Consider the following 13,254-nt stretch of genomic DNA (forward strand, 5'->3'; position numbering starts at 1 on the left):
CGAGGACCCGCCGGGGGTGTGTGCGGTGTTCCAGGGGTTGCGGGTGGGCCCGAACTCGCGCGGCTCCGTGACCGCCTTGGCCCCGAACTCGGGAACGTTGGTCTTGGCGAAGGGCACCAGACCGGCCTCCAGCCAGCGCCGCACCACCTCCGAGTGCCTGGTGGCCGGGACCCGCCGCATCGCCCGGTTACCCGCCGAGGTCGGGAACCCCGCGTAGTCCTGGAACAGATCCTTGAGCAGGAACGGGACCCCCGCCAGTGGTCCCGTGCGTCCCTCCTTCACCAGCCGCCGCGCCTCGGCGTGCATGGACAGCACGGTCGTGTTCAGGTGTGGTTCGACCTGTTCGGACCGGGTGATGGCGGCGGTCAGCACCTCGTCGGCGCTCACCTGGCCCTCCCGGATCAGCCCGGCCAGGCCCACTGCGTCGTGCTTCAGGTACTCGTCGACTCGCATACCCGGAACCTAACACCGAACTGGAACATGTTCTCGTTCTGGGGTGTCCCTCAACGCACCGGGTACACCACGGCCTTGAGTGCGTCCGGGTCGTGCCGTGCCACCGTCAGCGCCGACCTCCGCCAGACCGAACCGGTGGGTCACCAACGAGTCCAGGTCCACCGCCCCCGAGGCAGCCAGCTCGATCGCGGTCGGCCAGGTGTTGGTGTACCGGAACGTGCCGGTCAGTTCGACCTCGGAGTTCTGAAGATGCGATACGGGCAGGGTGAGCTCCTGCCCGCCCATACCGACCAGCACCACACGACCGGCCGGATCCACCGCGGAGACGGCCTCGTACGCCGCGGGGGCGACGCCGGAGCACTCCACCAGGACGTCCGCCCGTACGCCGGCCCCGGCCAAGGACCGTTCGCGCACATCGACCGCGCGAGTGGCCCCCGACCGCTGCGCCTCCGCCAGGCGGTGCGGACTCACGTCGGTGACGGTCACATCGGTGACGCCGAACGCCCGCGCAGTCTGCGCCGCCACCAGCCCGATCGGTCCGGCCCCGGTCACCAGCACCCGGTCCCCGGGGCCCACCCGCGTCTTCCGGCACGCCCACACACCCACCGACAGGGGCTCCAACAGCGCGGCCGCCTCGTCGGAGAGCGTGTCCGGGACCGGATGGGCGAAGTCCGCGTCCCAGGCCACGTACTCGCAGAAGGCACCGTCCACCGGCGGCGTGGCCATGAACCGCACCCGAGGGCACAGGTTGTAGCGCCCCGCGCGGCACTGCGCGCACACACCGTCGGGAACGCCCGGCTCCAACGAGACCCGGTCCCCTGGGGAGAGCCGTTCCACGCCCGCTCCGCGCGCCACGACCGTGCCCATCGCCTCGTGGCCCAGCACCAGGGGAGCGCGCACGACGAATGGACCGATCCGGCCGTGCTCGAAGTAGTGGGTGTCGGAACCGCACGTGCCCACCGCGCCGACCCGCACCAACACCTCGTTCCGGCCCGGATCGGGCACCGGCCGTTCTTCGACACGGATCTCGCCGATCCCGTGCAGGACCGAGGCGCGCATCGTGCTCGGGACACTCATGGGGGTACCACCGTTCGTTGCTCAGGGGAAACATCCCCCGGGCGTTACCCCGGCGCAGTCGCTCTCATGCCCGATGCCGGCCCTATGCGTGCTGCCGGGCGCTGTAGACCGCCAGATGGGTCCGGGCCGCCTCCAACAGGGGCGTGGCCACCCCGAGCTCCGTGCCCCGCCGTACCAGGTCTCCGACGATGTGCTCGTCCTCCACCGGGTTGCCGTGCGTGAGGTCCCAGTACATCGAGGTCGTGGTCGGTGCACGCGTACTGCCCACGAGCTTCGCGGTGCGCGCCCGCGTCTCCTCGGCGATCGGGTACCCCGACGCCGCCGCGACCGCACACGCCTCCGCCAGCACCGCCTGCGTGAACGCCGCACCGCCCGGAGCCCGGTTGATCTGGCCGATCGTGCCGCGCATCAGGCAGGTGCACACCCCCAGCGAGGCCAGGAGCACCCACTTGTCCCACAGTTCCTGCACGGCCCTGTCGGTGGCGCGGCTGTCGAACCTTCCGGTGTCCAGCGCCTCGGCCACCTGCTCCGGAGCGATCACCGGGTCAGGCCCCACGGGACCGTGGATCAGCTCGGCCGGCGGACCGACCTGCACGATCTCCCCGTTCTCACCGAGCCGGGTCATCACCATCGCCACACCGCCGTAGACCCGATCGGCGCCGAACCGTTCCACGAGCGCATCGATGTGCGCCATCCCGTTGAGGAACGGCAGCACCACGGTCTTGGGGCCCACGGCCGGCGTGAGGTCCTCCAGCGCCGATCCGAAGCCGTAGGCCTTGACAGCCACGATCACCAGGTCGTACTCGGGCCCCACCTCGTCGGCGGTGACCGCGTCGACCGGCACGGTCTCCTCGGCACCGTCCACGCCGCGCAGCACCAGCCCGTGCGCGCGCAGGGCCTGCGCCCGTGCGGGGCGCACCAGGAGATCGACGTCGCGTCCGGCCTGCACCAACCGGGCGCCGAAGTACCCGCCGACCGCTCCGGCCCCCACGACAAGGATGCGCATGCTCTTCCCTTCGGTTCGGTTCCCGGCCAGAAGTATGCCGGGAGCCACTCTGCCCGCCAGGAAGCGGGCCCCGACTCCGCCGGGTTCGGCCCGGTACGCGCAGGAGCACGACGACGCTCCCGGTTACCCGCGGAGCTCGAACCGCGGCCCCCGTTGCCCTAGCGTCGGCCTCTGCCGGATCGGTGTCCCAGGGTGCACGACCGGCCGGAACCAGGTGGGGAGGAGCCGTGGCACCGCAGCAGCAGATCGTGCAGGAGCCGCAGGAGACCGGCGCGACCACACGCAAGGGGTCGCTCGTCGTCAGCTGGCTGACGTCGACCGACCACAAGGTGATCGGGTACATGTACCTGATCACCTCGTTCGCGTTCTTCCTGTTCGGCGGGGTGCTGGCGCTGCTCATGCGCCTGGAGCTGTTCGCGCCCGGCATGCAGATGCTCACGCACGAGCAGTTCAACCAGTTCTTCACCATGCACGGCACGATCATGCTGCTGCTGTTCGCGACCCCGCTGTTCATCGGGTTCAGCAACATCATCGTCCCGTTGCAGATCGGCGCGCCCGACGTGGCGTTCCCGAGGATGAACCTGTTCAGCTACTACCTGTTCCTGTTCGGCGGGCTCATCACCATCGGGGGATTCCTCACCCCGGGCGGGGCCGCCAGCTTCGGGTGGTTCGCCTACACACCCCTGTCGGACGCCGTGCGTTCGCCGGGGCTGGGCGGTGACCTGTGGCTGCTCGGCCTGCTGGTCTCGGGGCTCGGCACGATCCTGGCCGCGGTCAACTTCATCACCACCGGGCTGTGCATGCGCGCGCCCGGCATGACGGTCTTCCGGATGTCGATCTTCACCTGGAACACCCTGCTGACCAGCGTGCTCGTGCTCCTGGCCTTCCCCGTGCTCACCGCCGCGCTCATCGCTCTGGGCGCGGACCGCATGATCGGCACACAGGTCTTCAACCCCGAACACGGCGGTGCCATCCTGTGGCAGCACCTGTTCTGGTTCTTCGGCCACCCCGAGGTCTACATCATCGCCCTGCCGTTCTTCGGCATCGTCACGGAGATCATCCCGGTCTTCAGCCGCAAACCCATCTTCGGCTACAAGTCGCTGGTGGCGGCCACCATCGCCATCGCGGGACTGTCCATGACCGTGTGGGCCCACCACATGTTCCCCACGGGTGCGGTCCTGCTGCCGTTCTTCTCCTTCTTCTCGTTCCTCATCGCCGTGCCCACCGGGGTGAAGTTCTTCAACTGGATCGGCACCATGTGGCGCGGGCAGCTCACCTTCGAGACCCCGATGCTGTACACGACCGGGTTCCTGGCCACGTTCCTGTTCGGCGGCCTGACCGGGGTCCTGCTGGCCTCCCCGCCGATCGACTTCCACGTCACCGACACCTATTTCGTGGTGGCGCACTTCCACTACGTCGTGTTCGGCACGGTCGTCTTCGCGATGTTCGCCGGGTTCTACTTCTGGTGGCCCAAGTTCACCGGCCGCAAACTCCACGAGGGCATCGGCAAGGTCCAGTTCTGGCTGCTGTTCCTGGGATTCCACGGGACCTTCGCCGTGCAGCACTGGCTGGGCGCGGCCGGGTTCCCGCGCCGGTACGCCGACTACCTGCCCACCGACGGGTTCACCACGATGAACCAGATCTCGTCGGTGTCCTCGCTGGTGCTGGGCGCCTCGACGCTGCTGTTCTTCTGGAACATCGTGCACACCGCCCGCCACGCGCCCCGGGTCGAGACCGACGACCCGTGGGGGTACGGTGCCTCCCTGGAGTGGGCGACCCCGTGTCCCCCGCCGCGGCACAACTTCGATGCGCTTCCGCGCATCCGTTCCGAGCGCCCGGCCTTCGACCTGCACCACCCGAACGTGGCACCCAGCGGCACGCACCGCTGACGCGTGCGGCGTGTGTCCACACCCGGCGGGCATGGCAGAACACAGGACACACCGGACCCATCCCAGCCCCGAGGCGCGTGCGGGCCGGCACCCGGGGGAGACCGGCCCACGCACGGTCAGCGTTCGGCCCCGGACCCCGTCACCGGGTCCGCCGTACGCCGCGAGGTCAGCCATGTGCGGCCCACGACGACCAGCACCAGCACCGCGATGACCGCGAGGATCCCGCCGGAGACGGGGCGGGTCACGAAGACCGCGAAGTCACCGCCGGAGATCAGCAGCGACTGGCGCAACGACGTCTCCAGGATCCCGCCGAGGATGAAGGCGAGTACGAGGGGCCCCACCTCGTAACCGAACTTGCGCAGCGCGTACCCCACGAGCCCGAATACCAGTACCACGACCATGTCGAAGACGCGGTTCTGCACGGTGTAGACGCCGACGAGCATGACCACCACCGCAACCGTGGACAGGATCGTGATGGGGATACGCAGGACCTGCACGAACGCCCCGATGAGCGCGGTGTTGAACACCAGCAACAGAACATTGCCCACGAACATCGACGCGATCACACCCCAGAACACCTCGGGGCGGTCGGTCATCAGCGTGGGCCCCGGGGTGATGCCCTGGATCAGCAGTGCCCCGTACAGCAGCGCCAGCACCACGTTCGGCGGGATCCCCAGCGTCAGCAGCGGGACGAACGCTGTCGTCGATCCCGCGTTGCTCGCCGCCTCCGGGCCGGCCACGCCCTCGATCGCGCCCTTGCCGAACCGCGAGGGGTCCTTGGCGCGGCGCTTTTCCACCACGTAGGACGACATCGACGAGACCACGCTGCCTCCGCCCGGCAGCAGCCCGAGCAGACTGCCCAGCACGGTGCCGCGGGCCAACGAGGGGCCGGCCTGCTGGAAGTCGCTGCGTGTGGGCCAGATGCGTCCGATCTTGTGCTTGATCTTCGTGCCGGTCGGGCTCTTGTCGATGTTGTAGAGCACTTCGCCCAGTCCGAACAGCCCCATCGCGATGGGGATGAAGTCGAGCCCGGCCAGCATGCTCGTGCTCTCGAAGGTGAACCTGGGTTCACCGGAGATCGGGTCCAGCCCCACGGTCGCCAGCATGAGACCGAGCCCGGCCGCGACCAGGGCCCGCCCCACCGAGACGTTGCCCATCCACGCCACCAGGAGGATGCCCGTCAATGCGATGAGGGTGTACTCGGGCGGCCCGAAACTGAGCGCGATACCCGCCAGCATCGGAGCCAGCAGCACCAGTACCACGGTGGCGGTCATGCCGCCGGCGAAGGATCCCACCGCGGCGATGCCGAGCGCGGGACCGGCCCGCCCCTGCTGTGCCATCGGGTAACCGTCGAAGGTGGTCACCACCGACGACGCTTCGCCGGGGATGTGCAACAACACCGAAGTGATGGTCCCGCCGTACACGGAGCCGTAATAGATGCCGGCCAGCAGGATGATCGCAGTGGCCGGATCCAACACGTAGGTGAGCGGCAGGAGCAGGGCGATCGTGGCTGTTGGTCCCAGGCCGGGCAGCACCCCGATGAGCGTTCCGATGAACACGCCCAGGGCCACGAAGACCAGGTTGCCCGGTTGCAGGGCGACCTGGAGGCCCTGGACGACACTGTCGAGATGGTCCATCAGCCCGTCCCTTCCAGCAGTGCGATGAGGGGGTCGGAGGGGAGGGGGACGCCGAGGCCGTACACCAGGCCGACGGCCAGCGCGGCGGTCACCACCACGGCGGTGACCAGCGTCGTCCACCAGCGCATCCCGGCCAGGGCGCGCAGCCACAGCACCAGCAGTGCCAGCACCGGAAGCACCAGGCCCACTGCGGCGAACGCGGTGATGAAGGCGGCCACGCTCACCAGTGCGGACACCAGGCGCCACGGATTGTTGCTGAAGGCCTCCGGCCGGGGCTCGTCGTCCTTCGGCGGGCGCAGGGCGAAGGAGGCCAGCAGGATCATCAGCCCCGACACCAGCGGCCAGAACCCGGGGCCGGGCTCGCGCAGTTCGCCCAGGCCCAGGTCGATCGATCCGATGATCACCAGGACGCCGAACACGCCCCATGTGAGGCGGTGCGGCCACGCGCGCCCCGCGGCCTGCGCAGGTGCGGCCTCCGAGGTCTCCTGCGGTGTGCCCTCCGGATGTGTGTCGCTCATGAGTCGGCCTCCTCGATCAGCTCGAGGAAGCTCTCGTGCATGGTGTCCATGATCTGACGGCTGTGGTCGGAGGACGTGGGCCGGTCGTCGGCGACGTGGTCCTCACCCAGGGTCTCGGCCAGATGCGGGTCCCGCGTGCACCCGGCGGTGTGCTCCTCCAACAGTTCCACCAGGTCGTCCGGGGTGTCCTCGGGCACCACCGGGAACCAGTAGGAGTCGGAGTCGGGCAGTCCGTCATAGCCCAGCTCCTCGAACGTGGGAACGTCCGGGATGTGGTCCATGCGCTCGCTGGAGCCGGAGACCGACACGTGCAGGTCCGTGCCTTCGAGCTGCTCCATGACCTCCTTGGAGCTCTCGGTGAAGACCGCGTCGACGTCCTCGGCCATGAGCGCGGTCACCGCCGGAGCCGACCCCTCGTAGGGCACCGCGCGCACCGGGGCGCCGCGCACGTCCCGCAACAGGTCCATCGCCTGGTGCGGCGCGCTCAGGGCACCGGGGGTGGCCACCACCAGGGGCTCGTCGCGTTCCAAGAACCCGGGGCCGACCTCGTCGTGCAGGTCCGGAGGGGTGATGAGCACCGACGGGGCCAACGACACCTCGTTCAGCGGGGTCACATCGTCCTTGGTGTAACCCACAGACGGGACACGCAGCGGAACCACCACGGGCCCGCTGGTGGTCACCATCGCCATGGTGTGCCCGTCCGGCTCGGCACCCAGCAGGTCGTTGATGGCCACGGCCTGGCTGCCTCCGGGTTTGTTCTCCACCACCACCTCGCGGTCCAGGTTGTCGCTCAGACACAGTGCGAGGGAGCGGGCGATGGTGTCGGTGCCGCCGCCGGGGGCGAACCCCACGAGCATGGTGACGGGGCGTTCGGGATACTGCTCGGGATCGGGAGTGCTGCCGTCCCCGCCGCAGCCCGCGACCACCAGGGTCAGGACCAGGGCCAAGGCCGGGATCGTCGGTCGTTTCAACGGTGCGCCTCGAGAAGGGAAGGGGTCGAAGAGGCAGGGCTCACCGGTGCTGCAGGCGGGCGCGCAGCTCGCGTTTGAGCACCTTGTGGCTGGGGCCGAGCGGCAGGTCCGAGACGACCTCCACCCGGCGGGGGTACTTGTGCGCGGCCAAGTGGGTGCGTGACCAGGCCACGAGCTCGTCGGCGTCGACCTCGGCGCCGGCGGCGGGGACCACGACCGCGCACACCTCCTCGCCGAGCTCGTCGTCGGCCAGGCCGATCACCGCGACCTGGGCCAGGTCGGGACGCTGGGCCAGGACCTCCTCGACCTCGCGGGGGTAGACGTTGTAGCCGCCGCGGATCACCAGGTCCTTCTTGCGGTCCACGACACTGACGTAGCCGCCCTCGTCCTTGATGCCGATGTCGCCGGTGCGGAACCAGCCGTCCTGCAGGGCCGCGGCGGTGGCCTCGGGTGCGTCGAGGTATCCGGCGAAGACGTTGTGTCCGCGCACGACGATCTCGCCGCGGTCGCCGGTTCCGAGCAGGACCACGGTGTCCTCGACGGCGGGGTCGGCGATCTCGACCTCCACACCCCAGATGGCGTGGCCGACGGTGCCGGCGCGCGCCCCGAACTCGGGCTGGTTCGTGGCAGCGGTCGGGGAGGTCTCCGAGAGCCCGTACCCCTCGTAGACGACTGTGCCGAAGGTCTTCTCGAACCGGTCGAGCAGGGCCACCGGTAGGGCCGAGCCGCCGGAGATGCAGAACTTGGGGGAGGGCAGGGAACGGGACCCGGTGCCGGAAGCGGCCTCGGTCAGGCGGCTGTACATCGTCGGCACACCCAGGAAGACGGTGACCCCTTCGGCACGCATGAGGTCGATGGCGGCGTGCGGGTCGAAGCGATCGTGCAGGACGAGGGTGCCGCCGAGCCGGAAGGTGGTGTTGAGCGCGACCGTCTGCCCGAAGGTGTGGAAGAGCGGCAGGCACCCGAGCACGGTCTCCTCACGCGTGAAGGGGTGGTTGTCGAAGGCGTTGACGGTGGCGCTCATGACCAGGTTCAGGTGGGTGAGCACCGCTCCCTTGGGGCGCCCGGTGGTGCCGCTGGTGTAGAGGGCCACTGCCGGGTCCTCGGGCCTGCGGGAGACCGGCCGATCCGGGGGCGTGGTGCTGCGGGCGAGTGCGGCGACCGAGCCGGGCTCCTCCTCGGGGCCGATCGGATGCACGGGCACGCTGGCCTGTTCACCGGCGGTGCTGGAGGTCTCCAGGAACCGCCCCTGGCTCAGCAGGACCCGGGCGCCGCTGTCCCCGAGCAGGTGGGAGACCTCCGAGGCGGTGAGCATGGGAGCCAGCGGCAGGACCGTGGCCCCGACGGCCAGGGCGGCGTAGTAACAGCGCACGAACTCGACGTGGTTGCCGGCCACGAGCGCCACCCGGTCGCCCTCGCCGACCCCGAGTGCGCGCAGGGCACCCGCGTGTTCCAGAACCTCGTGCCACAGCCGGGCGTAGGTGTACCGGTGCTCGCCGCAGACCAGGGCGGTGCGTTCGGGGAACCGGTGAGCCGGTTCCGACAGGAGGGTGGTCAGGGAGAGTCTCATCGTCTTCCTGGGGTCTGGGCAGTGTGTTCGGTGCGCATCCGCACGGAAACCTGACAGTGTTAGGTTTTTAGTGATTCTAGACACACGCGGAAACTTGTGACAAGGGATGACGAAGGGCCACTTGAGTCCCAGAAACCCATCCGGTCCCACGCGGCCTGAGCACGAATGGGTGGCCGAGAGCGGCCTGAACGGCGATGTGGTCGGGCGAACAGCGGAGCGTCCACCCACCCGGGCACGGGGCCGTCGGGGCCGAGCCGGGGCGCGGTCGCTACGATGCGCGCATGCCCCGTGGAACATCCCCCGCCGCCGTTGCCTGTGCCCTGACGCTGCTCGTGAGCTCATGCTCCCTGCTGGAGGACGAACCCGAGGGTCCCGGGTACGCCCCGACCGTGATCAGTCCCGACGAGCTCGTGCACTGCGAGGGCGAGGGCGATTGCGGTGAAGCGGGGGCGGTGCGGTGGTCGGTGCCGTTGGAGGAGGATCACCACGTGCTCTCCGGGGCGGACCTGAGCTCTGCCTACGCCACGCCCGTGCGCGAAGCGGTCGGCGGGCCTTCCTTCGGCGTGGGTGCCGCCGTGCACGAGGACACCCTCTTCCTGTACCAACGCGATCATGTCCTGGCCGTGGACGCCGCAACCGGGGAGCCCGTGTGGGCCGAGGAGCAGGTCGACCCCGAGCAGAACAAGCGCGCCGAGGCGCTCCACGTGGCCGGGGACGCCTTGGTGCTGGTCGCAGCGGACGTGCGGGAACGGCATGCGCACATCTATCTCGGCGGGACCGACCGCGACGAAGGGCCCGAGTGGACCCGGGTCGAACACCCCGACGGCGAGTTCAGCAGCTCCGTGAACCCGGGTGAGGGGCACGTACTGCTGACGAGCCAGCAGGCGTCCGGGGCAGAGGACACGGTCCACCATCTGGTGGAGGCCGACACCGGTGAGATCAGCTGGAGCGCCGAACTTTCGGGCAGCCCGGTCGAGGGCGCCTTCACCGGGCAGGAGATGCTCGTGCGGGAGCGCGGTGAGGCTGTCGAGGAGGACGACACGGATCGCCTGTACACGGTGGACCTCGCCGACGGGGACGAGAGCGAGCCCGTGGACCTGCCCCCGGACCGGGACTGGAACGAGGTCGCCGCCGTCGACACTGACACCCTCGCCCTTCACCAGAGATGCGAGGTGGACGGCAGGGACGACGACCCGTGCACCCAGAACGTGATCGGGCTGAACGCTTCGGACGGTGAGGAGCTGTGGGAACACCCGGGACCCAGCACCGTTCTCGACGCGGTCGAGGAGGAGGGCCGCACGGTCCTGTTGGTCGAGGACCGTGACGGGCATTGGTGGGTCGACGCCTCCGACGGAGAGATTCTGGGTTCCGTCGGCGGCGGGAACGGCCGTTCACCCGCCGGGGGTGTCGAGGTCACCGAGGCCGAGCCCGCAGGGGACGAGGAGAGCGACCCCGACCGCCCGGAGTGGGAGGTCGACGTTCCCGGACTCGGTGACCCCGTCGTCGTGGACCACGCCGCGGGCGCGCTGCCCCTGACCAGCCACCGCTACGGGGGCAACGGGGCCGTGCGCACCGGGGACGGCGGCACCGTATCGGTCTTCCGGGGCTGCGCGCCCGACGGCCTGGGCCAGGAGAGCCTCGACGCCCCGGCCGACGGCAAGCCGTGCTCCTCACCCCGCCTGTTCGCGGTCGACCTGGGTTAGATCGGCCCCGCACCAGGGCTCCTCGCACCGCAGGTACTGGGCCTCGGTGTCGTAGCCGCCGGTGAACGCGCGGTGTTCCCCGTCGCCCGTGACCATGTGGGGCCGGTCGTGTTCGTCCAGGGCCAGCCCCGTGGTCCGGGGCACGTGCTCGAAACCGGTGAGCAGGGTCTCCACGGTCTCGGAGCAACCGGTGTCCAGACAGGAGAGGAGCATGAGGCGTTCGGCCCCATAGTCGTAGGTCGCCAGCTGGGGCCGTTCCTGTGAGTCCAGGTCGAACCCGGGCACCGGCCGCGCCCACCCCGGTTCGGTCACCGTCTCCTCGGAGTACTCGGTGCACGCGGCGTCCTGGCAGTCCAGGAACCGCACCGCACCGTCGCCGGCCTCACGCAGCATGACTGCCGCCGTTCCGTCGGAACGCTCCAGGACGCGGGCGCCCACGAGCTTCTGGCCCGCTTCCTCGTACTCCTCCTCGTATTCGAACAGGTCCCCGGTCAGCTCGGTGACCTCCATGTCCGAGCAGGCGGTGTCGGGGCAGTGGAGAGCGTGGACGGCGCCGTAGCCGGCGTCGGTGACCAACAGGAGGAACCCCTCCTCGCCCACGGGTTCCAGGTCGAGGTGGTGGCCGTTGGCGAGGAAGGCGTTGGTCGAGAGTTCGTCGGGCAGGTCGAGCGCGACCGGGTCCTCGCAGTCCTGGTCCGCGCACACGTGCGCGCGCAGCCCGGCCGTGTCGCCCTCCTCCGCGAACGGGACGTCCCCTTCGTCGTAGCCGTAGGAGTTCACGTGGGAGACCACGACCAGCTCTTCGCCGACGGGTGCGGCGACGGCGTCGACGTCGTGGTGGGAGCCGGCGAAGGGGCGAACCTGGGCCCCGAGCTCGCAGTCGCCGGGTTCGTCGCACACGTGCAGGTAGAGGCCGGAGTCCTCGTGCAGGGCGTACCGGGCGCTCTCGTCGTCCTCGTACAGGACTTCCACCCACTCGGGGTACACGTAGGCCTCACCCACCGGGGTCAGGGGCCCGAAACCGTAGTGGCCCGGGGTCTCCTCGACCAGCTCGCAGCGGGGATCGCACACCAGCTGGTTGGCCTGGCGACCGTTGAAGGAGACCACGGCGCGGCCGTCCTCCACCCACATCTCGACCCGTTCTCCGTCCAGGCCGCTCGGATCGAGGGGTGAGCCGGTGAGCTCCGGTGCGTCGAAAGGGTCGGCGGCGACCACGGCCGGGGCGACCAGGGGCGGTACGACCAGCGCCGCCGCGACGACCACCACCGTGAGCGCGCGCGGACGCACGCCCGCGGGCCGGGCGGCGGGAATGTGGCCGTCGACCTGTTCCAGGTCCACGCAGACCGGCAGGGGCGGGTCGGTGTCGGGGTCCAGTGGGGAGAAGCGGCCGTGGAAGGCGAGGGGCGCGCTCAGCAGCAACAGCACCATCGGGGTGACCAACAGGGACAGCAACGCCTGCGTCGCCGTGATCGCCGGGTCGCCCTCTGCCAGAGGTCCGCGTTCGGTGAGGGCGTGCTCCAGGCCGGTGCCGCACAGGTACAGCAGCCCGAAAGCGGCCACGACCACCCCCAGGTGCAGACGCCGCCGCTGACGGCCCAGGACCCAGGCGCGCGCGAAAGCCCGCCACGGGTTGCGGCCCTCGACCAGGGCGACGGGCAGCGTGATCATCATCGGGGGCCACACCACGAGCAGGACCGGCACGATGAGGACCACCGGGGCCCACTCCGACATCGTGACCGTCCACAGCGCCGCCGCCGCGGCTGCCACCAGAACCGTGGCCGTCGTCAGGACCCACGCCAGACCGGTCCAGTACCGCCGCAGGGCGTGCCGCCACGCGTCGCGGACCCCGATCCGCCGGCCGAGCAGCGCGGCCCCGGCGATCGTCACACCAGCCCCGAGTGTGAGAGGGCTGAGCACCAGGGTCAGCAGCAGGAGCACGGCCGCGCCCGCCAGAGTCCAGGGGGTGAGCGGGTCGACGAAGGACTCGCTCACCCCGTTCACGACCACCGAGTCGCTCGCCAGCCAGAGCTCCCAGGGCAGGGCGAGCAGGGTCAGCGGCGCCAGGGGCAGGCCGGCCGCCACCATGATCGGGAACAGTGCGCGGGGGTAGGTGCGCAGGAGTGACCGAATCAGTGCCCACCAGCTCTCGTGGGTGTCGAGGTCGTGCTCGGGCCCGGCGGTCTCTTCCGGGGCCGGGGCTTCAGGGACCGGGTCCTGGCCGGGCTGGTTCACCGGGGTCCTTCCGTGTCGGGGGATGCGCGCCGAAGACTACTGGTCTGACCTCAACCGAGCACCGTCGGCCCTCGAGTGGCCGGAATGGCGGCCACGAGACACGCACCGTCGGGATCCACCGACCGGACCGAGTGTCCCTCATCGGGAGCGTGGAGGTGTTGGGTGGTGTTGCCTCGGGGGTGGTGGTTCGTCGGGGGT

Annotated in this window: 10 protein-coding genes; 2 read left to right on the top strand and 8 right to left on the bottom strand. The window is 70.1% G+C overall.

Features of this window, described 5'->3' with window-relative positions; all coding sequences use genetic code 11:
• From D474_RS28240 to D474_RS0110335, 3 genes are all read right to left on the bottom strand, one after another.
• On the bottom strand, positions 1 to 453 hold a 453-nt coding region (locus tag D474_RS28240; RefSeq protein ID WP_040703283.1), incomplete at its 3' end, for an amidase family protein.
• A gap of 9 nt (positions 454 to 462) precedes the next feature.
• Complete coding sequence (locus D474_RS28245; RefSeq protein ID WP_204367111.1) at positions 463 to 1,530, bottom strand: NAD(P)-dependent alcohol dehydrogenase; 1,068 nt, start codon at positions 1,528 to 1,530, stop codon at positions 463 to 465.
• A gap of 82 nt (positions 1,531 to 1,612) precedes the next feature.
• Entirely contained in the window at positions 1,613 to 2,536 is a 924-nt protein-coding gene (locus tag D474_RS0110335) for a ketopantoate reductase family protein (protein WP_017613504.1), read from the bottom strand.
• A gap of 227 nt (positions 2,537 to 2,763) precedes the next feature.
• On the opposite strand from D474_RS0110335, the gene ctaD reads away from it, so the two are divergent.
• A complete protein-coding gene (gene ctaD, locus D474_RS0110340) occupies positions 2,764 to 4,425 on the top strand; it encodes an aa3-type cytochrome oxidase subunit I (protein WP_017613505.1) in 1,662 nt (553 codons plus the stop codon).
• A 116-nt stretch (positions 4,426 to 4,541) separates the two neighbouring features.
• On the opposite strand, the gene D474_RS0110345 is transcribed toward ctaD, so the two are convergent.
• Genes D474_RS0110345 through D474_RS0110360 form a run of 4 tightly spaced genes read right to left on the bottom strand, consistent with a single transcriptional unit; the run spans position 4,542 to position 9,121 of the window.
• Positions 4,542 to 6,062: a tripartite tricarboxylate transporter permease gene (locus D474_RS0110345; RefSeq protein ID WP_017613506.1), complete on the bottom strand. Its 1,521-nt coding sequence runs from the start codon at positions 6,060 to 6,062 to the stop codon at positions 4,542 to 4,544.
• Complete coding sequence (locus D474_RS0110350) at positions 6,062 to 6,580, bottom strand: tripartite tricarboxylate transporter TctB family protein (protein WP_017613507.1); 519 nt, start codon at positions 6,578 to 6,580, stop codon at positions 6,062 to 6,064. Before D474_RS0110350 ends, D474_RS0110345 begins: the two co-directional genes overlap by 1 nt.
• Entirely contained in the window at positions 6,577 to 7,551 is a 975-nt protein-coding gene (locus D474_RS0110355) for a tripartite tricarboxylate transporter substrate binding protein (RefSeq protein WP_152476729.1), read from the bottom strand. The genes D474_RS0110350 and D474_RS0110355 overlap by 4 nt, the downstream gene beginning before the upstream one ends.
• 40 nt (positions 7,552 to 7,591) lie before the next feature.
• The gene (locus D474_RS0110360; RefSeq protein ID WP_017613509.1) at positions 7,592 to 9,121 is read right to left on the bottom strand and encodes a long-chain-fatty-acid--CoA ligase; all 1,530 of its coding nucleotides are present in this window, start codon (positions 9,119 to 9,121) and stop codon (positions 7,592 to 7,594) included.
• 281 nt (positions 9,122 to 9,402) lie between these two features.
• On the opposite strand from D474_RS0110360, the gene D474_RS0110365 reads away from it, so the two are divergent.
• Entirely contained in the window at positions 9,403 to 10,824 is a 1,422-nt protein-coding gene (locus tag D474_RS0110365; protein ID WP_161628667.1) for an outer membrane protein assembly factor BamB family protein, read from the top strand.
• Here D474_RS0110365 and D474_RS0110370 read toward each other — a convergent pair.
• A complete protein-coding gene (locus D474_RS0110370; RefSeq protein ID WP_017613511.1) occupies positions 10,792 to 13,056 on the bottom strand; it encodes a hypothetical protein in 2,265 nt (754 codons plus the stop codon). The genes D474_RS0110365 and D474_RS0110370 overlap by 33 nt on opposite strands.
• Positions 13,057 to 13,254 lie beyond the last annotated feature (198 nt).

The organism is Nocardiopsis salina YIM 90010, assembly GCF_000341025.1.
GTDB lineage: Bacteria > Actinomycetota > Actinomycetes > Streptosporangiales > Streptosporangiaceae > Nocardiopsis > Nocardiopsis salina.

What these genes read in the sequence shown, in the direction of transcription:
- D474_RS28245 (WP_204367111.1), bottom strand. Translation starts at nt 1,530, where the DNA reads ATGAGTGTCCCGAGCACGATGCGCGCCTCGGTCCTGCACGGGATCGGC.
- D474_RS0110335 (WP_017613504.1), bottom strand. Translation starts at nt 2,536, where the DNA reads ATGCGCATCCTTGTCGTGGGGGCCGGAGCGGTCGGCGGGTACTTCGGC.
- D474_RS0110345 (WP_017613506.1), bottom strand. Translation starts at nt 6,062, where the DNA reads ATGGACCATCTCGACAGTGTCGTCCAGGGCCTCCAGGTCGCCCTGCAA.
- D474_RS0110350 (WP_017613507.1), bottom strand. Translation starts at nt 6,580, where the DNA reads ATGAGCGACACACATCCGGAGGGCACACCGCAGGAGACCTCGGAGGCC.
- D474_RS0110360 (WP_017613509.1), bottom strand. Translation starts at nt 9,121, where the DNA reads ATGAGACTCTCCCTGACCACCCTCCTGTCGGAACCGGCTCACCGGTTC.
- D474_RS0110365 (WP_161628667.1), top strand. Translation starts at nt 9,403, where the DNA reads ATGCCCCGTGGAACATCCCCCGCCGCCGTTGCCTGTGCCCTGACGCTG.